Annotated in this window: 24 protein-coding genes; 11 read left to right on the forward strand and 13 right to left on the reverse strand. The window is 71.8% G+C overall.

The features are described 5' to 3' along the window. Nucleotides 1-26: 26 nt before the first annotated feature. Nucleotides 27-728 carry a universal stress protein gene (locus EXE48_RS08040; protein WP_137711177.1) on the reverse strand — a complete coding sequence of 234 codons (702 nt, stop codon included), beginning with the start codon at nt 726-728 and terminating at the stop codon, nt 27-29. 114 nt (nt 729-842) lie between these two features. Further along, entirely contained in the window at nt 843-2,126 is a 1,284-nt protein-coding gene (locus tag EXE48_RS08045) for a tRNA pseudouridine(54/55) synthase Pus10 (RefSeq protein ID WP_053772123.1), read from the reverse strand. A 130-nt stretch (nt 2,127-2,256) separates the two neighbouring features. Here EXE48_RS08045 and nth point away from each other — a divergent pair, with 130 nt between their 5' ends. After that, a complete protein-coding gene (nth, locus tag EXE48_RS08050) occupies nt 2,257-2,940 on the forward strand; it encodes an endonuclease III (protein WP_121598945.1) in 684 nt (227 codons plus the stop codon). A 154-nt stretch (nt 2,941-3,094) separates the two neighbouring features. After that, complete coding sequence (locus EXE48_RS08055; RefSeq protein WP_137711178.1) at nt 3,095-3,649, forward strand: DoxX family protein; 555 nt, start codon at nt 3,095-3,097, stop codon at nt 3,647-3,649. A gap of 175 nt (nt 3,650-3,824) precedes the next feature. Here EXE48_RS08055 and EXE48_RS18400 read toward each other — a convergent pair whose 3' ends face one another. Then, complete coding sequence (locus EXE48_RS18400; protein WP_158293647.1) at nt 3,825-3,962, reverse strand: hypothetical protein; 138 nt, start codon at nt 3,960-3,962, stop codon at nt 3,825-3,827. Between the two features lie 443 nt (nt 3,963-4,405). On the opposite strand from EXE48_RS18400, the gene EXE48_RS08060 reads away from it, so the two are divergent. From EXE48_RS08060 to EXE48_RS08075, 4 genes are all read left to right on the forward strand, one after another. After that, entirely contained in the window at nt 4,406-5,485 is a 1,080-nt protein-coding gene (locus tag EXE48_RS08060) for a glutamate--cysteine ligase (protein ID WP_053772127.1), read from the forward strand. 114 nt (nt 5,486-5,599) lie between these two features. Then, nucleotides 5,600-6,169, forward strand: coding sequence for a winged helix-turn-helix domain-containing protein (locus tag EXE48_RS08065; RefSeq protein ID WP_137711179.1), 570 nt, complete (start codon nt 5,600-5,602; stop codon nt 6,167-6,169). Nucleotides 6,170-6,222: 53 nt separating this feature from the next. Then, nucleotides 6,223-6,717: a phosphopantetheine adenylyltransferase gene (locus EXE48_RS08070; protein ID WP_053772129.1), complete on the forward strand. Its 495-nt coding sequence runs from the start codon at nt 6,223-6,225 to the stop codon at nt 6,715-6,717. Continuing rightward, the gene (locus EXE48_RS08075) at nt 6,714-7,172 is read left to right on the forward strand and encodes a hypothetical protein (RefSeq protein WP_053772130.1); all 459 of its coding nucleotides are present in this window, start codon (nt 6,714-6,716) and stop codon (nt 7,170-7,172) included. Before EXE48_RS08070 ends, EXE48_RS08075 begins: the two co-directional genes overlap by 4 nt. A gap of 19 nt (nt 7,173-7,191) precedes the next feature. On the opposite strand, the gene EXE48_RS08080 is transcribed toward EXE48_RS08075, so the two are convergent. From EXE48_RS08080 to EXE48_RS08100, 5 genes are all read right to left on the reverse strand, one after another. Continuing rightward, on the reverse strand, nt 7,192-8,637 hold the full coding sequence (locus EXE48_RS08080) for an FAD-dependent oxidoreductase (RefSeq protein ID WP_121598949.1): 1,446 nt from the start codon (nt 8,635-8,637) through the stop codon (nt 7,192-7,194). 92 nt (nt 8,638-8,729) lie between these two features. After that, nucleotides 8,730-9,173: an RNA-binding protein gene (locus EXE48_RS08085; RefSeq protein WP_121598950.1), complete on the reverse strand. Its 444-nt coding sequence runs from the start codon at nt 9,171-9,173 to the stop codon at nt 8,730-8,732. Between the two features lie 21 nt (nt 9,174-9,194). Then, nucleotides 9,195-9,383, reverse strand: a complete 189-nt coding sequence (locus tag EXE48_RS08090) for a hypothetical protein (protein ID WP_017342881.1) — start codon at nt 9,381-9,383, stop codon at nt 9,195-9,197. 100 nt (nt 9,384-9,483) lie between these two features. Further along, on the reverse strand, nt 9,484-10,065 hold the full coding sequence (locus EXE48_RS08095; protein ID WP_173228113.1) for a DUF7524 family protein: 582 nt from the start codon (nt 10,063-10,065) through the stop codon (nt 9,484-9,486). 102 nt (nt 10,066-10,167) lie between these two features. After that, nucleotides 10,168-10,362 carry a methytransferase partner Trm112 gene (locus EXE48_RS08100; protein ID WP_199236359.1) on the reverse strand — a complete coding sequence of 65 codons (195 nt, stop codon included), beginning with the start codon at nt 10,360-10,362 and terminating at the stop codon, nt 10,168-10,170. 141 nt (nt 10,363-10,503) lie between these two features. Here EXE48_RS08100 and EXE48_RS08105 point away from each other — a divergent pair, with 141 nt between their 5' ends. Beyond that, on the forward strand, nt 10,504-10,785 hold the full coding sequence (locus EXE48_RS08105; protein WP_053772134.1) for a ribonuclease P protein component 4: 282 nt from the start codon (nt 10,504-10,506) through the stop codon (nt 10,783-10,785). Between the two features lie 6 nt (nt 10,786-10,791). Here the strand turns inward: EXE48_RS08105 and EXE48_RS08110 are convergent, their stop codons facing one another. The 3 genes from EXE48_RS08110 to EXE48_RS08120 all read right to left on the reverse strand — a co-directional run bounded on the left by EXE48_RS08110 (nt 10,792) and on the right by EXE48_RS08120 (nt 13,071). Continuing rightward, nucleotides 10,792-11,472, reverse strand: coding sequence for an HAD-IIB family hydrolase (locus tag EXE48_RS08110; protein WP_137711180.1), 681 nt, complete (start codon nt 11,470-11,472; stop codon nt 10,792-10,794). A 131-nt stretch (nt 11,473-11,603) separates the two neighbouring features. Next, a complete protein-coding gene (locus EXE48_RS08115) occupies nt 11,604-12,776 on the reverse strand; it encodes a Cdc6/Cdc18 family protein (RefSeq protein WP_137704164.1) in 1,173 nt (390 codons plus the stop codon). Nucleotides 12,777-12,867: 91 nt separating this feature from the next. Beyond that, nucleotides 12,868-13,071: a hypothetical protein gene (locus EXE48_RS08120; protein WP_053772137.1), complete on the reverse strand. Its 204-nt coding sequence runs from the start codon at nt 13,069-13,071 to the stop codon at nt 12,868-12,870. 154 nt (nt 13,072-13,225) lie between these two features. Here EXE48_RS08120 and EXE48_RS08125 point away from each other — a divergent pair, with 154 nt between their 5' ends. Then, nucleotides 13,226-13,624: a hypothetical protein gene (locus EXE48_RS08125; protein WP_137704163.1), complete on the forward strand. Its 399-nt coding sequence runs from the start codon at nt 13,226-13,228 to the stop codon at nt 13,622-13,624. A gap of 112 nt (nt 13,625-13,736) precedes the next feature. Here the strand turns inward: EXE48_RS08125 and EXE48_RS08130 are convergent, their stop codons facing one another. Both EXE48_RS08130 and glpK read right to left on the reverse strand, forming a co-directional pair. Further along, entirely contained in the window at nt 13,737-14,903 is a 1,167-nt protein-coding gene (locus EXE48_RS08130) for a DUF7973 family transport facilitator (protein WP_077152306.1), read from the reverse strand. Continuing rightward, nucleotides 14,904-16,442, reverse strand: a complete 1,539-nt coding sequence (glpK, locus tag EXE48_RS08135) for a glycerol kinase GlpK (protein WP_137711181.1) — start codon at nt 16,440-16,442, stop codon at nt 14,904-14,906. 371 nt (nt 16,443-16,813) lie between these two features. On the opposite strand from glpK, the gene glpA reads away from it, so the two are divergent. From glpA to EXE48_RS08150, 3 genes are read left to right on the forward strand one after another with little or no spacing between them, the layout of a single operon-like run. Continuing rightward, nucleotides 16,814-18,613 carry an anaerobic glycerol-3-phosphate dehydrogenase subunit GlpA gene (gene glpA, locus EXE48_RS08140; protein WP_137711182.1) on the forward strand — a complete coding sequence of 600 codons (1,800 nt, stop codon included), beginning with the start codon at nt 16,814-16,816 and terminating at the stop codon, nt 18,611-18,613. Continuing rightward, a complete protein-coding gene (gene glpB, locus EXE48_RS08145; protein ID WP_137711183.1) occupies nt 18,613-19,992 on the forward strand; it encodes a glycerol-3-phosphate dehydrogenase subunit GlpB in 1,380 nt (459 codons plus the stop codon). The genes glpA and glpB overlap by 1 nt, the downstream gene beginning before the upstream one ends. Then, nucleotides 19,989-21,557: an anaerobic glycerol-3-phosphate dehydrogenase subunit C gene (locus EXE48_RS08150; protein WP_137711184.1), complete on the forward strand. Its 1,569-nt coding sequence runs from the start codon at nt 19,989-19,991 to the stop codon at nt 21,555-21,557. The genes glpB and EXE48_RS08150 overlap by 4 nt, the downstream gene beginning before the upstream one ends. Nucleotides 21,558-21,675: the final 118 nt, after the last annotated feature.

The following is a 21,675-nucleotide window of genomic DNA, read 5'->3' on the forward strand; positions in this document are numbered from 1 at the left end:
GAAGCGACGGCGGCACGGGCCGGTCCCTACGCCGGGTCGAGCGCCCGCGACCCGTCGGCTTCGACGACGACGACGGGGACCTCCGCGTCGCCGATGACGGTGTCGGTCGTGGAGCCGAAGACGAAGCGGCCGACCGTCCCGGTGGTCGGCGCGCCGACGACGACGAGGTCGTAGTACGCGGACTGCTCGACGATGGCGCCCGCCGCGGTCCGGTCCTCGACGAGCCATCGGTCCGCGCGGTCGAACCCGCCGAGCCTGTCCTCGGCAGCGTCGAGGAGCCGCTCGCCGGCCGCGGCGTAGTCGGTGTCGTCCGCGTCGCCTGCGTCGACGACCGTTCCGGAGGCGTCCTCGTCCGGGCCGGCGTCGGCCAGCGCCGCGTCCGAGGGGACGACGTGGAACAGTTCGAGCCAGGCGTCGGTCGCGGCGGCAATCTCCCGCGCCACGTCGACGGTCGCGCCCGAGTGCGGTCCGGGGCCGACGGCGACGAGGACCGAGGAGACCCGGTCGGGGCGGTCCGCGCGGTCGGCGCCGTTCAGCGACACGTCGGCGGCGGCCGGGACTCCGCCGCCCTCCTCGACCGCGGGCCGGATGACGGGGTCGCCGACCGCGGGCTCGCCCGCGTGGCCGGCGCCCCCGGTCCCGGCCGAACCGCCCGACCCGCCGCGGGCCCCGCCGTTTCGCGTCCCGCCCTCGCGGGCGTTTCCGCCGTCGGCGTCGCTCCCGTTCATGTGCGAACGTCTGACGCTCGTCAGATAAATCCCGTTGGTTCCGAGACCGTCGCGGTCCGAGGCGGTGCGTTGCGGGGCCGGACTCGGGACGAGGAGACCCTGGATGCGGGCGCGCTACTCCCGGAAGAACGCCTCGTCCTCGAACGGCTCGTCTTCACCCTCCACCGCGAGCACGTCGAGCGCCGTCACCTCGGCCCCGACGCCGAGCAGGCCGGCGAGGCTCGGCTCGGTGCGTCCCTCGTCGCCGGAGATCAGCTCCTTGATGTAGAGCCCGCCCTCGCCGCCGATCTCGACGGTCGCGCGCCGCGGGCCGCCGAGTTCGGCGGTCGCCTCGTACACGTCGCGCTCGCGGGTGATGCTCGCGCGGCGGTGGTCGACGCGGTTCGGCGTGTACTGCTCGACGGTCGCTCCCTCCAGCTCCGCGACCGCGTCGGCGAGCGCGTCGGCGTCGACGTCGGCGTCGAACGCCACCTGCGCGCGGTACCGCTTCCCGGCGTCGTGCTCCTTCACGCGCTCGACCATCTCGTAGGTCGCGAGCCGGAGGCCCTCGACCTCGACCGCGCCGTCGGCGAACGCGTTGATGTCCGACTGGAGGCGGTCGGTGTCGACCCGGCGCCGGCGCGGCTCCTCGACCTCGATCACGAACGGGCGGCCGGTGCCGAGCATGAGGGCGTCGACGTCCTCGCGGCCCGCGCCGTGGAACGTCGCCTCGGTCCCGTCCATCACGTCCTCAACGATCGGCGCGGTGTACTCCTCGACGCTGTCGTCGTAGAGGTAGCCGGAGCCGCCGCAGTGGTCGCAGGGGTCGGCGCCCTGTCGCCCGGACCCCTTACACTCGCGGCAGGGCCACTCGGTCTGGGGGATGTCGCGCTCTAGCTTCCGGTACCGGCCGTAGACGAACGTGGAGTTCACCTTCGCGTCGATGGCGTCCTCGGCCAGGTCGATCGTGAACTGGACGTCCGGGCGGTCAAAGGAGACCTCGGCGCCCGTGGTCCGCCCGACCCGCTTGCCGACCTCGCGGTTGAACTCCGACTTGAACGGCTCGCCCGCGTCCTCGTCGAGGCCGGCGTCGGCGCGGAGCAGGGCCTCGTTCTCCTCGATCAGCGGCGGCGGGCGCGTGCCCACGTTGTACGTGTCGAACTCGATCCCCTCGACCGCCTCGGCGGCGCGGGCGGCCCAGTCGTCGAACTCCGCGCAGCGCCCCTCGCACACCCAGCAGTCCGCGGTGTCGACCGCCTCGTGGTCCTCGTCGTCGCGCAGCGCGAGCGACACCCGGAGCGCCGAGCCGCGGTCGGCGTTCGACAGCCCGAAGCTCCGGTCGGCGACGAGCCGGCCGAGACAGGCGTCGCACACGGGCCCCGTCTCGGTCGCGCGCGCCGCGACGTCGAGTACGTCCATACGCCATCCAGCGCGCCGGGTGGTAACTGTCTTACTACTCGGTCGAGACGGGGCGGCCGAGCGACGCCTCCCCCCGCGAACGGGGGGCGGAGTCGGATCGTTCAATGTCGCCCGGGCGGAGGGGATCGGTATGGGAACGCCACTCGACCCGCGGGAGGAGCAGGTCGCGGAAGTCCTCGACCGGCTCTACGAGGAGTACCCGGACTCGACCATCTCGCTCAACTACTCGAACCGGCTGGAGCTGCTCATCGCCGTGATCCTCTCCGCCCAGTGTACCGACGAGCGCGTGAACTCGGTGTGCGCCGACCTGTTCGAGACGTACGAGACGCCCGAGGAGTACGCGAGCGCGCCCCAGGAGGAACTCGCGGAGGCGATAAACTCGATCACCTACTACAACAACAAGGCGAAGTACATCCGCTCGGCGTGCGCGGACATCGCCGAGGAGCACGGCGGCGAGGTGCCGGACACGATGTCGGAGCTGACCGATCTCGCGGGGGTGGGCCGCAAGACCGCCAACGTCGTCCTCCAACACGGCCACGACGTCGTCGAGGGCATCGTCGTCGATACCCACGTCCAGCGGCTCACGCGGCGGCTGGGGATCACCGAGGAGGAGCGTCCGGAAGCGATCGAACAGGACCTGCTCGACGTGGTCCCCGAGAGCGACTGGCAGCAGTTCACGCACCTCATGATCGACCACGGCCGCGCGACGTGTACCGCGATCAACCCCGACTGCGCCGACTGCGTGCTCGCCGACGTCTGTCCCTCGGAGAAGGGCGACGGCGACCTGGACCTCGCGAGCGGCGAGGCGTGGTGAGCGGGTCGGAGAGCGCCCGGGACCGATAACGTTCGGCACGGGTATTTAAAGACCCCACCGATGCGGGGGACACCACGGATCCGTCTCGCCGCGAGGGAACGCGCTCGCCGATTTATACGGGAATTCGGCGTATCGGTAACCGAGGAGAGACACTATGTCCACCAAAACCACGAACGAGTTCGGCGGCGAGATCGGCGGCATCACCCTGTCGGGGAAGGCGCACTCGCTGTCGGCGCTGTTCATCGTCCTGCTCCGGGCGACCATCGGCGGGATGATCCTGTTCGCCGGCCTCGGGAAGGTCTCCGAGTGGCCGTTCGACGCCGCGGGCTACCTCGCGAACGTCAACCCGGCGAGCCCGGTCAGCGGGCTGTACGGGGCGATGGCGTCGAGTCCGGCGCTCATGGAGGTCGTCAACGTGATCGTTCCGGTCACGCAGGTGCTCATCGGCGCGGCGCTCATCGCGGGCGCGTTCGTCCGCCTGGCCGCGCTCGGCGGCGCGATCCAGATGCTGCTGTTCTACCTCGGCGGGTGGAGCGGCGAGGCGCTCGCGCTGTTCGACTCGACGCTGGTGTACGCGATGGTGTTCCTCACCGTCGCCGCGTTCGGCGCGGGCCGCGTCCTCGGACTGGACGCCTACATCGAGCGGATCGAGGTCGGGGGGCAGGCGCTCGTCGAGCGGTTCCCGAAGCTCCGCTACGTCCTCGGCTGAGCGGGACGGTGTCGAGCGCGGTGGGGGAACCGGGCGCGTGACGGCGCGCCGCCGACTCGTTTTCGATCGAGTCGGGGTGCTGTCGGGCCGCTTTTTCGACACCGGTTCGCAGGGAGCGGTACGGCCGGCCCTGCCGATGCCGCCACCGACCGACGAGGCTGGGGGAGACGCCGGATCACCCGTCGGCGACGGTGATCGGGAAGGATTCGCGGACGCTTCGCTCGGAGTCCGCGTCCGGGTAAACGGTTACTCCGTACTGATACTCGCCCGGCTCGGCGGACTCGCCGACGGCGATCGGGACCCTGACAGTCACGCTGGTACGTCCGGACCAGAACCACCGGCGGCGGATAGGAGTCCGCCCCCGAGTCCGGCGACGGGGTGACCTCCCGCTCCGAGGCGCTCAGCCCGAGGGTGATGCCGTCCGGCGGGGGGCGAAAAGAGAAGCCGCCCGCGTCGGTGGCCTCGACCGTGACGGTCGCCTCGCCCCCGCGCGGGATCGTCGGCTCTTCGCCGTCGATCGTCGGGTCCCACTCGCCGTCGCGGTCGCCGGCACAGCCGGCCAGCGCGGCCGCGCCGGCGGAAAGGAGTCCGGCGACGAACCGGCGTCGGCTCATGTCTGTGAACGGCGCTCGACGCAGCAAGTGTCTTGTGGGGCGCGTCCGGACTGTGCGGTCGCTTCTGAGCGCGCGTCCGGACCGCCGCCGCGTCTTCCGTCTTCCAATCCTTATAAGAGCGCGCGACCGGTACGAGGCGGTAATGGAACTCGGTTCGCGGGACGCGTTCTCCCGGATGGGGACGCTCGGCATCGAGGAGGAGTTCTACATCGTCGATGCCGAGGGCCGCCCGACGTCCGGGACCGACGACCTCGTGTACGGTCGCGACCCGCCGGCTGCGGTGCCGGAGGGGTTCGACCACGAGCTGTTCGAGTGCACGATAGAGGCCCAGACCGAGACGATGGCGGACCCCGCGGACGCCGCGGACGCGCTCGCGACCGTCCGCGAGGCGCTCGTCGACCACGCCGCCGCCGACGGGTATCGGATCGCGGCCGCCGGCCTCCACCCGGCGGCGAAGTGGCGCGAGCTCGACCACGTGAAGAAGCCCCGGTACCAGGCCCAACTGGACCGCATTCAGTACCCGCAACACCGGAACACGACCGCGGGGCTCCACGTCCACGTCGGCGTCGACGACGCGGACAAGGCCGTCTGGGTCGCGAACCGCCTGCGGTGGCACTGTCCCGTGCTGCTCGCGCTGTCGGCGAACTCCCCGTTCTGGAACGGATTCGACACCGGGCTGGCCTCGGCCCGCGCGAAGGTGTTCGAGAACCTCCCGAACACCGGCATCCCGTCGGCGTTCGACGACTTCGACGCGTTCCGGCGGTACGAGCGCCGGATGGTCGAGACCGACTCCATCGCGGACCGCGGCGAGCTGTGGTTCGACGTGCGCCCCCACACCGGCCACGGCACGGTCGAGGTGCGGGCGCCGGACGCCCAGCGCGACCCCGAGGTGACCCTCGCGCTCGCCGAGTACGTCCGGGCGCTGGTCGTCGACTACGCCGAGCGATACGAGGACGGCGAGTCGCCCCCGTCGCTGCGCAGGGAACTGCTCGACGAGAACAAGTGGCGCGCCATCCGGCACGGACACGACGCCGCGTTCGTCGACCGCGACGGCGAGGGGACGACCCCGCTGGGCGAGGTGGTCGACGCCGAGTGCGACCGGCTCGGGATCGACGGCATCCGGGAGGTGTACGAGGCCGAGAGCGGCGCCGCGCGCCAGCGCCGGATCCGCGAGGAGTCGGGCGCCGACGCGCTGCGCGCGGACCTCGTCGTCGCCCCCTGACACCGTCCTCAACCCCTGACACCGAGGCCGAAAGCCCCGAGGCGCGTTCTCGGCGTTCCGTCGGAACGAAAGCGACGAGAAACCCTTTTGCCCGCGTAGCTCCCACTCTCTGTCATGACCGCGAACGATTCACCCTCCGAACCGGGAGACGACGTGGAGGAGTCTCCGACGGAGCGGACCCGGGAGGAGCTGCGGAAGACGAAAGAGCGCCTCGGCGAGGGCGCCGACAGGGCGGTGAAGGGGTTCGACGACAACGTGGTCGACCTGCTCGCGTGGCTGCTCGACACCGAGACGCGGGCGCGCATCTACGTCTACCTCCGCGACAACCCGCACAGCACGAGCGACGAGGTCGCCGACGGCACCGGCCTGTACCCGAGCACCGTCCGCGAGGCGCTCGCCGAGCTCCACGACGAGGGCACCGTCGAGCGCGACAAGCGGAAGGCCGAGGGCGCGGGCAACAACCCCTACGAGTACGAGGCCATCGCGCCGAGCGACCTCGTCCGCGGGGTCGTCGGCGACGTCCAAGCGGAGCTGAACGCCGTCTTCAACCTCGACCGGCGGCTCGGCGGCGAGTCGCCCGACGGCGACACCGAGCCCGTCCAGATATCCGTGGACGGCGACGGCGAGCCCGTCGGCGACGGCGAAGCGGACGCGGACGGCGGCGGCGACGAGCCGTCGAACTGAGCCGCCGACGGCGGTTCGGGACCATTTAAGTTCGACCCGCGTAACGGAGAGGCATGAACGTCGCGCTGGGGGGTACGTTCGATCCCGTTCACGACGGCCACCGCAAGCTGTTCGAACGGGCGTTCGAGCTGGGTGACGTCACCGTCGGGCTCACCTCCGACGAGCTGGCGCCCGAGACCCGACACGTCGAGCGGTACGTCCGCCCCTACGACCGGCGCGAGCGCGACCTCGAAGCGGAGCTGGCCCCGCGCGCCGAGGCGCACGGCCGCGACTACGAGATCCGCGAGCTGACGGAGCCGACCGGCATCGCGGTCGAACCGGAGTTCGACGCGTTGATCGTCTCCCCCGAGACGAAGGCGGGCGGCGAGCGGATCAACGAGATCCGCGCCGAGCACGGCCGCGACCCGCTCGACCTGGTCGTCGTCGATCACGTGGCGGCGGAGGACGGCGAGCGCATCTCCTCGACGCGGGTCGTCGCGGGCGAGATCGACGAACACGGCAACCTCACCCCCGACCGAGAGGGGCGGGGCGCGACGCGTCCGGAATGACCGACAGCGACGCGAGCGAGGCGGACGCGGCCGCGTCCCGACGCGCGGCGCTGCGCCGGATCGCCCTCGGCGAGACCGGCTTCGAGCGGGCGACGGTGTGGAGCGCGGTCGGCTTCGCGCTGTCGTACGCGGCCTTCGACGCGACGGCCGCGGTCGGCGTCGGCGACCCGGCGGTCGTCGGGGCCCTGGCCGCGGTGACGGCGGTCGCCGCGGTCGCGTTCGCGGCGACCGGGGGCGGCGCGTTCCCGGCGATCCTGCTGACGTACGGCCCGTTCGCGGGGACGTTCCTCCGGGGACTCGGCCCGGAGCCGTACGTCCTCCCGTTCACCGCCGGCGGCCCGGCCGCCGCCGCGTTCACCGCCCCGCTCGCGCTCGCCGTCGCGGTCGCGGTCGCGGTCGGCGCCGCGTCGACGGTCGTCGGGTACGTCTTCTCGCGCATCGCCGCGTCGCGGTAGGGGACGGAATCCCCCCGTCTCAGTCGTCGAGCGTCCCGTTCAACACCTTCGCGGCGACGAGTATCGGGTCCCACACCGGGCTGAACGGCGGCGCGTACGCGAGGTCGAGCCGCTCGATCTCCGGGACCGTCATGTCCGCCTCGATGGCGGTCGCGAGCGTGTCGATCCGGACCGCCGCGCGGTCGGTACCGACGATGCTCCCGCCGAGCAGCCGTCCCGTGTCGCGGTCGGCGACGAGCGTCACGTCCGTCTCGGCCGCGCCGGGATAGTAGCCGGAGCGCGACCCCGCGGTCACCGTCTCGCTCACCGGGTCGAACCCGGCGGCCTCGGCCTCGTCGCGGTCCAATATTCCGACGCGAGCGGCCTCGGCGTCGAACGCCTTCACCGCCGCCGTACCCGCGATGTCGCCGACCGGCGTCGGGTCGCCGGCGACCGTCGCCCCGATCGCGCGCCCGGCGCGGTTCGCGGTGAGGCCGAGCGGGACCCAGTCCGGCTCGCCGGTCACCGCGTGGCGCGCGGTCGCGCAGTCGCCCGCGGCGTACACGTCCGGAAGGCTGGTGCGGCCGTGATCGTCGACGCGGACCGCTTCGCCGGGCCCGAGGTCGACCCCGGTGCCGGCGAGCAGGTCGGTGTTCGGCCGGATCCCGACGCCGACGACCGCCATGTCGACGGGGACTCGCTCGGAGGCCTCGCCGCCGCCGCGTCCGACCTCGATCGCCTCGATCCGGCCGTCGCCGACGAGCGCGTCGACCGGGGCGTCGGTGTGGACGGTCACGCCCTCGGCTTCGAGCGCCGCCTCGACGCGGTTCCCGACGGTCTCCCCGAACGGCGAGAGGAGGTGGCCCGAGCGGTGGAACACGTGGACGTCCAGCCCGCGCTCGGTGAGGGCCTCGGCGACCTCGACGCCGACGTACCCGCCGCCGACGACCGCGGCGGTCTCGGGGGCCGGCATCGCGGCGTTGCGGTCGACGCGCTCGCGGTCGACGGCGCTCACGTCTGCGCGGGCCGCGTCGTAGGCGTCCGGCTCGGAGACGTAGGCGTCGATGGCGGCGGCCGCGTCCATGTTGTGTAACGTGAACGCGCCGTCGACGCCGCGTACGTCGAAGGGACCGGTGGTCGCGCGCGCGCCGGTGGCGACGAGCAGGTCGCCGTACGCCCGCTCGAAGCGGTCGCCGTCGGACGTCTCGACCGTCACGCGCTTCGCGTCCGGGTCGACGGCGACGACCTCGCGGCCTCGCCGGAGGTCGATCCCCCGCTCGTCGACCTCGCTCGGCGACAGCGACAGGAGGTCCGACATGCGGTCGACGTAGCCCGCGATGAAGTACGGCATCCCGCAGTAGGCGTACGATATCCACCGGCCCTTCTCGAAAACGACGACCTCGCGGTCGGGCGCCTCGCGTCGGAACTTACTGGCCGCACTCAACCCCGCCGCGTCGGCCCCGACGACCACGAACGGATCGCTCATAGCCGGATATCGACGGGGCGGGTGAAAAAGTCACGCCGCGGGTGCGGGCCGGGCACGCGACCGGGCGGGTGCGGGCGCGGGGTGCGGAGCGGTCAGTCGCCGTCGTCGTCCGCCAGCCGCGAGAGGGTCTCGCGGGCGTTCGCGACCGCCTTCTCCTTTTTCGCCGGGTACGCTTCGACCTTCGTCCGGACGGTGACCCCCGGGCCGAGCCTGACGTCGCCGCGGAACGCCGCCTGCTTGTCGACGCGGAGGAACAGCGCGCAGTTGTCGTCGACCCGCTCGTCGAGCTCGTCGAGGACGCGGTCGAGGTCCTCCAGCTCGGAGAGTCGGTCGAGGACGTGGCGCATCTCGTCGGCCCGCTCGACCCGGGCCGAGAGCACGACGATCCGGTCCCCGTGGTGGCCCGCGTTCTCGACGCGGTCGAGTTCGACGTCCTCGGGCAGGAGCGAGCGGAGCGCCTGCTCGACGCGTTTGACGTCCTCCGTGGCGTACGAGAACGCGCGGAGGTCGACGTAATGGAAGGGGACTTTCGGCATGCGGTACGGGTGGAGGCGGCGTTACTCCTCGCTCTCGACGGCGTCGAGCGCGTCCTCCGGGACGCCCGTCTCCTGGCCGTCCTCGAAGCTGACCGTGTACGTCGCGTCGCCGAACATCGTCTCCATCACCTGCGTGATCTTCCCCGTCTCGCCGTCGTACTCGCTGTGTTTGTCGTGGAGCACGACCTCGTCCTCCTTCTCGAAGCTCATGGCGATTCGTTCCGCCGGGACGGTTAAAAGCGCGCGGATCCCGACCGAGACGGAGGTGCGAGTCGGCGGCGGCGGTCTCGGGGAACCGCTCCCCGTCGCCTCACGTCACGGCGAGCAGCGCCGCGCCGAACGCGATCATCAGCGCGAGCCCGACCGCGAGCCAGACGAGGGCGCTGTCGACGGCGACCGCGACCGCGACCGCGGCGCCGACCGCGACGAGCCCGAAGACCGCGCCCGCGACCCCGCCGCTCCTGACGAGGCGGTCGAGCGCGTTCACCGCGCGCTGCCCGGGCGGAATCTCCGGGGGCCGCTCCGGGGGCGCCGAGAAGGTCTCGTCGACCGCGACCGACTCGCTCGGGGTCTCGGGCGACGGGTCGATCCGAACGTCGACGTACGCCGTGTTCGAGCCGTAGCCGGTGACGATCTTCAGTTTGCCGCGGACCGGTTCGTCGACGTCGGCCGTCGAGACGTGGACGCGGCGGGTGGCCTCGTCGGCGACGAAGTGGTTGCCGTCGTCGAGCGCGGCCGCCCGGTCGAGGTCGTCGTCGAAGTGGAGGTGGACGTGCGTCGAGCGCCCGCTGTTCTCGAGCACGACCGGGAACGGTCCGTCGGTGACGAACGAGTCCGGCGCGTCGATGTCGTGGACCGCCTCCCCGTTCAGTTCGACGTCGAGTGTCGGCACGAGTGGGACCACGACCCCGCACTAAAAAAAGATTCACACGACCGAGATGTTCCCGGAGACGCGGCGGCCGATCGCCGGAGCGCGGGCGGACGGTCGGGTCCGCTACGCCGCCGCCTCTTCGCGCATGTCCGGCGGCAGGAGGTTCGGGATCCCGTCCTCGATGGGGTACGTCTCGCCGCACTCCGTACAGGTGAGCGTCCCCGCGAGCACCTCCTCGTCGTCCGCCTCGTCGGCGTCGAGTTCGAGGGTCGCCTTGTCGAGCGGACAGCAGATCACGTCCATCAGGGATTCCTTCATACCGCTCGGTTGGGGTGGACCGATAAAAAAGCGTGCGGGTCGCGACCGTCGCGCCGTCTCGGACCGGCCGACCGGGGCGTCGCGGCGCCGCGGTCACCTCGGATAACAACCTCTTTGCCGCCGCGCGCCGCCCTCCGTGACATGGGCATCCCGGCGGAGCGGATCGAGCGGCTGTTCGCCCTCGCCCGCGAGGCGGTCGTCGACGACGAGTACGACCGCGCCCGCGAGTACGTCGCCCGCGCCCGCCGGATCGCCGAGCGGAACCGCTGCGGCGTTCCCAGCGAACTCTCTAGGCGCGCCTGCGACGACTGCGCCGTCTACCTCCGTCCCGGGAAGACGAGCCGCGTCCGGACGCGACCCGGGCGCGTGGTCGTCCGCTGTACGGAGTGCGGCGCGACGGCGCGGTACCCCTACGAGGAGTGACCGCGGCTACTCCGCGCGCTCGCGCAGCCGGTCGAGCACCGAGGCCGTCCCGTCCATGAACCCCTCCGAGACCACCTCGTCGGCGGCCTCGCGGGCCGCGTCGTCCGCGTTGGCGACGGCGTACGACTCGCCGGCGACCTCGAACGTCGAGACGTCGTTCTCGCTGTCGCCGACCGCGACGAACTCGTCGGCGGCGAGCCCGAGCGCGTCGGCGACGACGCCGAGCGCCCGCCCCTTGCTCACGCCCGTCGACTTCACGTGGTAGGCGTAGCCGGTGTCGACGACCTCCACGTCGTCGACGGCCGCGGCGACCTCCCGCAGGAGCGCCTCGTCGGCGTCGGGCGAGCACGCCACCTCCGTCTCGCGCCAGCGGTTCACCGTGTCGCCGTCCCCCCACCCGACCTCGCCGCCGCGCTCGCGAAACGCCTCGACGACGGCCCGCGCCGCGTCCGGGTCGCCGACGACCGTCGTCTCGCCGTCGACGTACGCGACGCCGCCGTTCTCCGCGATCACCGTCTCCTCGCGGCCGAGGAAGTGCGCGAGCGCGACCGGGTACGGGAACGCCTTCCCGGTGGCGAAGACTATCGGGGCGTCCCAGTCGGGCAGCAGCTCGAAGGCCCGCGGGTCGATCCGGTGGTCCGGCGTCGTCAGCGTGCCGTCGATGTCGAGCGCGAGTGGCGGGACCATACCCCGAGTCGGCGGCTCGGCGACAACTGTCTTCCGTTCGAACGAAGCGCGGTCGGGTCGGCCGCGCGCCGTCCGCACGCGGGGCGCCCGCCCGGGACGAGCGCGGAGCGCAGCCGAGGGGTCGAGCGGCGCTACCCGGTCCGGACGCGGCGGTCGAACAGCTCGCGGAAGACGACCGTCGGGAACAGCGGCACGAGCCGGCTCGGCGGCCGGCCCTTGCCGTCGCTCCGGTGGACGGTGACCCGTTCGAGCAGGCCGGCGTCGGCCAGCTCGTAGAGGACGCGCCGCACCGTCGACGCCGACAGGTCGACCCCGGGGCGCCCCGCGATGGCCTCCGTCGCCATCCCCACGGTCGACCGCTCCTCCTCCGTGAGTCCGGCGAGCTCGTAGAGGAGCCGCTGGCGGCTCTCGGGCAGCGCGAGGACGCGGCCCAGCGCCACGCAGGGGCGCGGGACCCCGTCGGTGCCGGCGTCGACGTCGCCCGCTCTGACCGTGGACGCGCCGGCCCGCTCCGCGTTGACAGCCGCGCCCATCACGGCGGCGAGCGCGTCGTGGGCGTCGCCCGCGGCCCACTCGACTATCTCGCGGATCTGGTCGTGGCTGAGCGCGTCGCGGCCGAGCCCGGTCGAACACCGGCTCGTCAGCAGCTCGACGAGCACGTGCCGGCGGTACTTCGCGAACTCGACGGTGGTCTCCGGCTCCCAGTCGACCGCGTCCGGCGGGTCGCGGCCGATACAGGCCGGCGTGAGCTGCTCGCCCACGTCGGTGAGCCAGTCGACGAGCGTCGCCGCGGTCGGCGTCTCGGCCTCGTTCGTGTGGTCGACCGCGACGACCAGGTCGGGCCCGGTGCGCATCGCGTCGCGCAGCGAGTCGGCCAGGTCCTCGGTACCGATCCCGTGGTCGGGGACGTGTTCGTCGCTCATCGCGGCCAGCATCGCGTGGTACAGTCGGAACCGGGTCGAGGCGTTCCGCGCGTCGACGTACACGAACCCGGGAATCGTCGGCTCGACCGCCCGCGTAGTCGTCTGGATCGCCCGGCGCGGGCCGCTGTGGCTCGCGAGCCGGTCGAACAGCGCGGAGACGACCGCCGACTTGCCGCTCCCCTTCGGTCCGTACACGTAGACGCTCGGCGGGAGCGACCCGGAGAAGGCGGGTTCGAACACGTCGAGGAGCCGCTCTATGGCCGGCCCGCGGCCGACCGGCGAGTCGACGTGTCTGACCGGAGACACGGCTTCGAAGTCGGCGAGGACGCTCATGCCGGCGTCGTAGCCGAGCCGCCGCTCGATCCGGTCGTCGATGTTCACGGTCGACCCTCCGGGATAGTCGAACAAAACGGCCCCGAATCGGGACCGGACGACGGCCCTCGGGGCGGACCGCTTCGCTCGCCTGAGCCGCCTACCAGTGGGCGGGCTTGTACCGGTTGATGACGACCGTCGAGACGACGAAGACGACCCCGCTGATGACGCCGGCGATCGCGCCGACCGCCAGCCGGACCGCGGGCGTCCCCTCGGAGACGAGCGCCGTCACGACTGCCACGGCCCCCATCACGACGAGGAGGTTCCGTCGGTCCCGCCGGTCCAGCCCGATCCGGTCTAGCATACCACGTCGTCTCGGCCGGGGCAGTTAAACGCCCCGCGTTCGGCTCGCGACCGCGTCCCGTCGGGCGGGCGGGCGGCGCCGCGGTCCTCCGCGGGCGACGGTCGAGGTCGGGGCGATGGAAACCTATACGACCGTCGGGCGGACTACGACGGGTATGTCGAACGAGGCGGCCGTCGAGACGCTGCACACGGTCGACGACAGGAGCAAGGTCGTCGCGGTCCTGTCGACGGCGGCCGCGTTCGGGGCCGGGATGCTCGCGATCGGCGACATCGAGTTCGTCTCGATCGCCGCGGCCGCGTTCGGGATCGGCGTCCGCTTCGCGTCCGTCTGGGCGGGCGTCCGCGCCTTCGTCGACGACGACGCGGTGACGATCGCCGACCAGCCCTCCGCGGGGAGCTTCCACCACGGCGCGACCGGCGTCGCGCTCGCCGCGGCCGGCGCGACCGCGCTCGTGGGCCGTTCCCTCGGCGTCGAGGTCGTCCCGATCGCCGTCGCCGCGGCGGCCGTCGGCGTCGTCGGGTTCCTCGGGCTCTCGGTGCTGCTCCCCGACTGAGTGACGTGCGCGCTCGGCCGTGGTATCGTGCGTGCCGCTCGTCGACCGGTTCCGAGCGACCGCGGGTGAGCGAGGTTCCATGTTAAAAAGTGCTGCCGGGTGTGAGGTCGCGTTAGATTCCCGTGCCGGGGATCCAGACGCCCCAGTTGAGCAGCCCCGCGATGACCAGCAGGCCGATCGTCAGCGTCCAGACGACGATGGCGGCCGCCGGCGGGTCGAGGTGGGTGTCGCCGTGCGCGTAGAACACCCGCTGTGACGCCTCGCCGGCGAGCGCCGCGAACACGCCGAACAGGGCGCCGAAGAGCAGCGCGGGCGCGGCGCCGAACGCCAGGGGCGCGGTCAGGTCTCCGGCCGACAGGTCCGTGAGCATCAGGATTCCCTCCTGCCACGTCGCGAGGAACGCGGTCGCCCCCGCGAGCGTCATGTGGTGGGTGACCGGGATGCGGTCGACGCCGAGGTTCAGGAACAGCAGCGACGCCGCGCTGATCCCGAAGCCGGCGAACACGGCGATGAGGCCGTGCCCGCCGCTGATCATGTTGTACGTGATGACGCCCGCGCCGAGTCCGGTGAAGAAGCCGATCGCGGCGACGTGCGACCACTTGTACATGTTCGGCAGCCACGGCTCGACGGCGAGGCGGTCCTCGCTGGCCTTCCCGCCGTCGCCTTTGACCTCGCCGGGCTCGCGCATCTCCTCGCGCTCGAACGGCCCCATGTCGAAGTAGCCGTCGGCCTTGTCGCTGACCTTGCCGACGATGCTGTAGCCGAAGACGGCGCGGACCACGAGCGCGCTGATGACGATGCTCACCGGGATCGGGTCGACCGGGAGCGCGAGCTGTCGGGAGATCTGTTCGATGAGGACGCCGAAGACGCCGAAGACGGCCCCCACGGCGAGGACGTCCGGCTTACTCCCCAGCGCGAAGCCGATGTCCTTCGCGTTGTGGTAGTCGAACCCGGACTCCATGTAGCCCTTGTCGGCCGCGTACGCGGCCGCGGCGGCGCCGCCCGCGAACGAGATGTGCGGGCCGAACACCGGGCCGAAACCGACGTCGACGCCGAATCCGCCGCCCCCGAGCGAGCCGCCGATGACGAGGAACCCGGTGAAGATGAACGCCGGCAGCGCGCCCAGCGCCGCGCCGAACGCCCCGCCGGCGAGCGCGCCGAGCAGGATGGTCGGGTCGGTGAGGCTCTCGATCACGTCGGTCGGCGCGCCCGGCTCGTAGCCGACCTGTAGCACGGTGTCGGCCGCGACGGCCAACTCCGGGAGCAGTTCGACGCCCATCTACTCGTCCTCCTCGTCTATCGCCCAGTTCTTCGAGCGTTCGACCGCGTCGTCCCAGCGGCTGTACAGCTTGTCGACCTCGTCCTGCGACTTCTCCGGGGTGAACTCGCGGTCGATCTGCCAGTTGTCGCGGAGCTCGTCGACGGTGTCCCAGTAGCCGACCGCGAGCCCGGCGGCGTACGCCGAGCCGAGGGCGGTTGTCTCGTCGACCTCCGGTCGCGCGATCTCCGTCTGGATGATGTCGGACTGGAGCTGACAGAGGAAGTTGTTCTTGACCGCGCCGCCGTCGACGCGGAGGCTCGTCGTCTCCACGCCGGAGTCGGCCTCCATGGCCTCGGCGATGTCGCGGGTCTGGTAGGCGATCGATTCGAGCGTCGCCCGCACGATGTGCTCCTTGCTCGTCCCGCGCGTCATTCCGACGATGGTGCCGCGAGCGCGACCGTCCCAGTGCGGGGCGCCGAGCCCCGTGAACGCCGGGACCATGTAGACGCCGTCGGTCGAGTCGACCGACCGTGCCAGCTCCGCGGTCTGGGCCGCGTTGTTGATCAGGTCGACGTCCTCGAGCCACTCGATGGCGGCGCCGGTGATGAAGATGGACCCTTCGAGCGCGTACTGGACGGGCTCGCCGGACATCTGGAACCCGATCGTCGTCAGCAGCCCGTGGTCGGACTCGACGGCGTCGGTGCCGGTGTTCATCAGGTAGAACGAGCCGGTGCCGTAGGTGTTCTTCGCGTCGCCCTCGTCGAAGCAGGTCTGCCCGAACAGCGCGGCCTGCTGGTCGCCCAGCGCCCCCGCGACCGGGACCTCCTCGCCGAGGAAGCCGTCCGGGTCGGTGTGGCCGTAGTAGTCCTCGTCGGAGGACGGCCGCACCTCGGGCACCATCTCCTTCGGCACGCCGAACTCGTCGAGCAGCTCGTCGTCCCACTCCAGGTCCCGGATGTTGTACAGCATCGTCCGGGAGGCGTTGGTGACGTCAGTGATGTGGTTGCCCGTCAGGTTGTAGATGAGCCACGAGTCGATGGTGCCCATCACGAGTTCGCCGGCGCGGGCGCGCTCGCGCAGGTCGCCGCCGCGCGAGCTCTGCATCTTCAGCGGCTCGGCGTTGTCGAGGATCCACTCCGTCTTCGTCGCGGAGAAGTACGCGTCGGCCTCGAGGCCGGTCTTCTCGCGGATCTCCTCGACCTTGTCCGCCTCTTGGAGCTCCTCGACGCGGTCGGTCGTCCGGCGGTCCTGCCAGACGAGGGCGTTGTGGACCGGCTTCCCGGAGTCCTTGTCCCAGACGATCGTCGTCTCGCGCTGGTTGGTGATGCCGATGGCGTCGAGCTGGTCGGCGTCGAGGCCCGCGTCCGCGAGGCCGTCGAGGACGACCTGCTGGGTGTTCTCCCAGATCTCTATCGGGTCGTGTTCGACCCAGCCCGGGTTCGGGTAGATCTGTTCGTGCTGTTCGTAGGCGTTCGCGACGACCTGGCCCTCGTGGTCGAACACCATGAATCGAGTTCCGGTCGTCCCCTGGTCTATCGCACCGACGTACTGTGTCATGTTGTGGATCCCTCCTGTGGCGCTGGTCCGTGCGCGGCGATGACCCGCTCTCCCTCGCCGTCGAGGGAGAGTTCGGGCTCGCGTCCGCCGCCGCGGCGCGCGACCGATCGGTCAGGCCCGTCCGGAGCCGACCCGAGACGGTCGCGAGACGCGCCGCGGCATATCTTCACGGAAGCTACCACGCCGATCGTGAACATAATGTACTACCATAATAATCTTCCTGTTGGAATCCCGGTTCCGACGCGAGTGAAAAAGTTTAATACATAAATCCGTCGACTGCGTCAGCGACTACAGTACTTGAATGACCCTGATAGTTACTGTTAGGGCCCACCGGGAGGTAAAGTAAAGTGGACGTGGTCCAAGGGCCTCGCATGGACAGCCAAGTGGACGTCGTGGTCGTCGGTGGGGGCTCGACGGGGTGCGGCGTCGTCAGGGACCTGGCGCGGCGCGGACTCGACACGGTCCTCGTCGAGAAGGGGAACCTGACGCACGGCACGACCGGACGGATGCACGGACTCCTTCACAGCGGGGGCCGGTACGCGGTCTCCGACCAGAAGAGCGCGAAGGAGTGTATCGAGGAGAACAGGGTCCTCCGCGACATCGCGGCCCACTGCGTCGAGGAGACGGGCGGGATGTTCGTCAAGCGGCCCGAGGACTCCGAGGAGTACTTCCAGGAGAAGCTGGAGGGGTGTAAGGCGTGTGACATCCCGGTCGAGGTGATCGACGGAGAGGAGGCGCGGCGCCGCGAGCCGTACCTCGCGCGCGACGTGGAGAAGGCGATCGCCCTGCCGGACGGCGCGGTCGACCCCTTCCGGCTGTGCGTGTCGAACGCCGCGGACGCCCGCGAGCACGGCGCGCGGATCGAGACCCACGCCCCGGTGACGGACGTGCTCGTCGAAGACGGGGAAGTCGTCGGCGTCGAGATCGAACACGAGACCGGGCCGGGCAAGCGCGTCCACCGCGAGCCGGGGACGACCGAGGAGATCCGCGCGCGCCACGTCGTTAACGCCACGGGCGCGTGGGCGGGCAACGTCGGCGAGATGGCCGGCGTCGACGTGGAGGTCCGCCCCTCGAAGGGCGTGATGACCGTGATGAACACCCGGCAGGTCGACACCGTGATCAACCGCTGCCGGCCGAAGGGCGACGCCGACATCATCGTCCCCCACGAGACCGCCTGTATCCTCGGCACGACCGACGAGGAGGTGGACGACCCGGAGGACTACCCCGAGGAGGAGTGGGAGGTCGACCTGATGATCGAGACGCTCTCGGAGCTGGTGCCGGAGCTCAGGGACGCGCGGACGCTCCGCTCCTTCTGGGGCGTTCGCCCGCTCTACGAGCCTCCGGGAACGGGCACCGAGGACCCGACCGACATCACGCGCGACTACTTCCTCTTGGACCACGGCGACCGCGACGACCTCCCCGGCATGACGACCATCGTCGGCGGGAAGCTCACCACCTACCGGATGATGGCCGAGTCCATCTCCGACCACGTGTGCGAGACGCTCGGCCACGAGGCGACCTGCGACACCGCCGACGCGCCGCTCCCGGGCTCGGAGAGCGAGGCCCGCATGGAGGAGCTGATGGACGAGTTCGGCCTGCGCTCGCCGGTCGCGCGCCGCTCGGGCCAGCGGCTCGGCTCCCGGGCCGACGACGTGCTCGACGAGTACGACCCGAACCCGATCGTCTGTAACTGCGAGAGCGTCACCCGCGCGGAGGTCCGGGACGCGATCGGCGAGGCCGGCTCCGACCTCAACGCGGTCCGCCTCCGCACCCGCGCCTCGATGGGGAACTGCCAGGGCGGCTTCTGTACCCACCGGATCGCCGCGGAGCTCGCCGAGGAGTACCCCGAGCCGGTCGTCCGCGACGCCGAGGACGAGCTGTACCAGGAGCGCTGGAAGGGCCAGCGCCACGCCCTGTGGGGCGAGCAGCTCTCGCAGGCGATGTTGAACCACATGCTCCACGCGACCACGATGAACCGCGACGGCGACCCCGCGAACCTCGACGAGGCGGTCGACTTCGGCGCGTTCGACGCGGGCGCGGGGGCGCCGAGCCCGGGCGATTCCGACGGCGAGACCGGGACCGCCGCGGCGGACGGCGGCCGCGCGAGCGACGACGCGGCGACAGACGGAGGTCGCGCGGATGACGACGCGGCCGCCGACGGAGGTCGCTGATGGCGATCAACAGCGACGTGCTCGTGATCGGCGGCGGGCTCGCCGCGGTCACGGCCGCGGTGTCGGCCGCCCGCGAGGGCGCGGACGTGCGCCTCGTCTCCCACAAGGCGAGCACGCTGCGGCAGGCCTCCGGGCTGATTGACGCGCTCGGCTACGTCCCGGCGACCGAGCCGGCGAAGCCGCTCCGCGACGGGCCGCCGACCGCGGGCCGCGAGCTCGACCGCGACGAGTGGCCGGACCCGGAGGGGCCGCTCGCCGACCCGTTCGAGGGGATCGAGCGGCTGCCGGAGTCGCACCCGTACCGGGTGGTCGGCGCGGACGCGCTCCGCGACGGGCTCGCCCTGTTCGACGACCTCGCGGGCGACGCGTACCGCGGGGGCCACACCGACCGCAACGCGCTCGTCCCGACGTTCGGCGGCGCGGTGAAGCCGACCGCGCGGTACCCGGCCGCGGCCGAGGCCGGGCTCGCGAGCGACGAGCGGCCGATGCTGATCGTCGGGTTCCGGTCGCTGACCGAGTACGACGCGCGCGCCTTCGCGGGTCGGCTGGAGGCGGCGGGCGTCCCGTTCGACGCGGCCGGCGCGGAGGTCGAGTTCGCGGAGGCGTTCCGCGCCGACGCGAAGATCACCCGGCTCGCGAAGGCGCTCGACCACGACGAGGACATCGACGGCGTCCCGGCCCGCGAGGCGCTGGCGAAGGCGGTCGCGCCGCACCTCCACGACGTGGTCGACGCGGACGGCGGCGTGGACCGCGTCGAGCGCGTCGGCTTCCCGGCGTTCCTCGGCGACGACCGGGGCGACGAGGTGCGCGCGGAGCTCGCCGACCGGCTCGGCGCCGACGTGTTCGAGGTGCCGATGGGGCCGCCGAGCCTCCCCGGACTCCGCTTGGAGGACCGCCTGTTCGACGCGCTCGACGCCGAGGGCGTGCGGTTCGAGACCGGCAACCCAGTCGTCGGCGTCGAGTCCGCGAGCGACGGGCGGGTCGAGGCGGTCGCGGTCGACCGGAAGGGCCGGACGGCGCCGTACGGCGCGGACGCGTTCGTGCTGGCGACGGGCGGGCTCGTCGGGAAGGGGCTCGACTCCGACCGCGAGGGCGTCCGCGAGCCCGTCTTCGACCTCCGCGTCGCACAGCCCGACGACCGGTACGAGTGGTTCGTCGACGACGCGTTCGGCGACCAGCCGTACGCGCGGTTCGGCGTCCGGCCCGACGAGCGGTGTCGGCCCACGGGCGCCGACGGGGAGGCGCAGTACGAGAACGTGTTCGCGGCCGGCGGCGTCGTCGGCGGCGCGGACGCGGCGCGGGAGAAGTCCGCGAGCGGGGTGTCGCTCGCGACCGGCCTCGCGGCCGGGCGGCAGGCGGCGACGGAGGCGACCCAATGACACGAGACACGGCGGACGACGGCGACGGGGGGGACGCGAACGGGACGGCCGAACCGAGCGGCGGACGCGACGGGGGGCGCGGGCGCGCCGGGTGCGGGGACTGCGGCTGCGGGGAGCCGAGCCCGGGCGTCCCCGAGGCGGGCCGCGACGAGCAGCCGTCGGTATTCGTCCCTGACGAGAGGGAGGTCGCGGACGACGGCGCGGGGGCGGCCGCGGACGCGGCCGGCGCCGCGGAGCGCGCCGCCACCGACGGCGGCGTCGAGAGCGCGTCGGGCGGCAGCGACTCGACCGAGCTCGACCCGGACGCGTACGACCCCGTCGACGTGTTCCCCGGCGGCGACCTCGACCTCCGCGAGGGGGCCGACTCCTGTTACAAGTGCACGAGCTGCGACACCTCCTGCCCGGTCGCGGAGGTCGACGACGAGTTCCCCGGGCCGAAGTTCCAGGGCCCGGAGCAGTGGCGGCTCAAGCGGAAGGACGACCACGACATCGACGAGTCGATCACCTCCTGTTCGAACTGCATGCGCTGCGACGACGCCTGCCCCTCCGGAGTGCCGCTCTCGCAGATGCACAACGAGGCGCGCGGGCAGTTCGTCGAGCGACAGATGGAGAAGCTCTCGGTGGAGTACGTGCGGAACCGGATCCTCGCCAACTACCGCACGTCGGCGAGCCTCGCGAGCATGTTCCCGCGGACGGCGTCGTTCGCGATGAACTTCGGGCCCGCCCGGTGGGCGATGGAGAAGGTGCTGGGGATCCCCAAGGAGCGCGACTTCCCCGAGTTCGCCACGGAGACGTTCCGCGAGTGGTGGAAGGCGCGCGGCGGCGCGCAGGTGGAGAACCCCGACAAGCGGGTGGCCTACTTCCACGGCTGCTACTCCAACTACAATACCCCCGAGGTCGGGAAGGCGATGGTCCGCGTCTACGAGCACTTCGGCTACGAGGTCATGGTGCCGCCACAGAAGTGCTCGGGCACGCCGATGTTCGCGAACGGGATGCTGAAGGACGCCCGACGCCACGCTGAGACGAACGTCGAGAACCTCGTCGCGGCCATCGGCGAGGGCGCGGACGTGATCGCCTCGTGTACCTCCTGTTCATTGTCGCTGCGCCAGGAGTACCCGGAGCTGTTCGACCTCCACGGGATCGAGGACCTCGCCGAGCACACCTTCGAGGCGCTGGAGTACCTCCGGATCCACGAGGACCTGGAAGGCGAACTCGACGCGGCCGGCGGGCTTGACGACGAGCGCGCGTTCACGTACCACGCGCCGTGTCACGCCCGCAATCAGGGGCTCTCCCGGCAGGCGGTCGAGACGTTCCGCGACATCGACGGCGTTCGGATGGAGGACGTGGGCGACTCCTGTTCGGGGATCTCCGGGACGTACGGCTGGAAGGAAGAGAAGTACGAGAAGTCGATGGAGATCGGCGCGGAGATGTTCGAGCACATGGAGGACGCCGAGGGCGAGGTCGGCATGACGGAGTGTCCGACCTGCGCGATGCAGATGGAGCACGGCACCGGCTACGAGATCGAGCACCCCCTGCAGCTGCTCGAGGACGCGCTCGGCGCGTAGGCGGGGCCGTCCATGACCGGGGGTAAACGCCGCCGAGACGGCGCCTCCGCGGACCGCGCTCGCGCCGCGTCTCATCGGCTGCGCGCTCGTTCTCAGCGCCGATAACCGCGTGGGAATC

It is taken from the genome of Halorubrum sp. ASP1, from assembly GCF_005435135.1.
Classification (GTDB): Archaea; Halobacteriota; Halobacteria; order Halobacteriales; family Haloferacaceae; genus Halorubrum; species Halorubrum tropicale.

Bases quoted from the DNA above. Each gene is read 5' to 3' on its own strand.
- EXE48_RS08070 (WP_053772129.1), top strand. From the start codon at position 6,223: ATGAACGTCGCGCTGGGGGGTACGTTCGATCCCGTTCACGACGGCCAC.
- EXE48_RS08060 (WP_053772127.1), top strand. From the start codon at position 4,406: ATGGAACTCGGTTCGCGGGACGCGTTCTCCCGGATGGGGACGCTCGGC.
- glpA (WP_137711182.1), top strand. From the start codon at position 16,814: ATGGACAGCCAAGTGGACGTCGTGGTCGTCGGTGGGGGCTCGACGGGG.
- EXE48_RS08090 (WP_017342881.1), bottom strand. From the start codon at position 9,383: ATGAGCTTCGAGAAGGAGGACGAGGTCGTGCTCCACGACAAACACAGC.
- EXE48_RS08120 (WP_053772137.1), bottom strand. From the start codon at position 13,071: ATGCTAGACCGGATCGGGCTGGACCGGCGGGACCGACGGAACCTCCTC.
- EXE48_RS08040 (WP_137711177.1), bottom strand. From the start codon at position 728: ATGAACGGGAGCGACGCCGACGGCGGAAACGCCCGCGAGGGCGGGACG.
- nth (WP_121598945.1), top strand. From the start codon at position 2,257: ATGGGAACGCCACTCGACCCGCGGGAGGAGCAGGTCGCGGAAGTCCTC.
- glpK (WP_137711181.1), bottom strand. From the start codon at position 16,442: ATGACACAGTACGTCGGTGCGATAGACCAGGGGACGACCGGAACTCGA.
- EXE48_RS08045 (WP_053772123.1), bottom strand. From the start codon at position 2,126: ATGGACGTACTCGACGTCGCGGCGCGCGCGACCGAGACGGGGCCCGTG.
- EXE48_RS08075 (WP_053772130.1), top strand. From the start codon at position 6,714: ATGACCGACAGCGACGCGAGCGAGGCGGACGCGGCCGCGTCCCGACGC.
- EXE48_RS08055 (WP_137711178.1), top strand. From the start codon at position 3,095: ATGTCCACCAAAACCACGAACGAGTTCGGCGGCGAGATCGGCGGCATC.
- EXE48_RS08110 (WP_137711180.1), bottom strand. From the start codon at position 11,472: ATGGTCCCGCCACTCGCGCTCGACATCGACGGCACGCTGACGACGCCG.
- EXE48_RS08150 (WP_137711184.1), top strand. From the start codon at position 19,989: ATGACACGAGACACGGCGGACGACGGCGACGGGGGGGACGCGAACGGG.
- EXE48_RS08085 (WP_121598950.1), bottom strand. From the start codon at position 9,173: ATGCCGAAAGTCCCCTTCCATTACGTCGACCTCCGCGCGTTCTCGTAC.
- EXE48_RS08125 (WP_137704163.1), top strand. From the start codon at position 13,226: ATGTCGAACGAGGCGGCCGTCGAGACGCTGCACACGGTCGACGACAGG.
- glpB (WP_137711183.1), top strand. From the start codon at position 18,613: ATGGCGATCAACAGCGACGTGCTCGTGATCGGCGGCGGGCTCGCCGCG.
- EXE48_RS08065 (WP_137711179.1), top strand. From the start codon at position 5,600: ATGACCGCGAACGATTCACCCTCCGAACCGGGAGACGACGTGGAGGAG.
- EXE48_RS08100 (WP_199236359.1), bottom strand. From the start codon at position 10,362: ATGAAGGAATCCCTGATGGACGTGATCTGCTGTCCGCTCGACAAGGCG.
- EXE48_RS08130 (WP_077152306.1), bottom strand. From the start codon at position 14,903: ATGGGCGTCGAACTGCTCCCGGAGTTGGCCGTCGCGGCCGACACCGTG.
- EXE48_RS08080 (WP_121598949.1), bottom strand. From the start codon at position 8,637: ATGAGCGATCCGTTCGTGGTCGTCGGGGCCGACGCGGCGGGGTTGAGT.
- EXE48_RS08105 (WP_053772134.1), top strand. From the start codon at position 10,504: ATGGGCATCCCGGCGGAGCGGATCGAGCGGCTGTTCGCCCTCGCCCGC.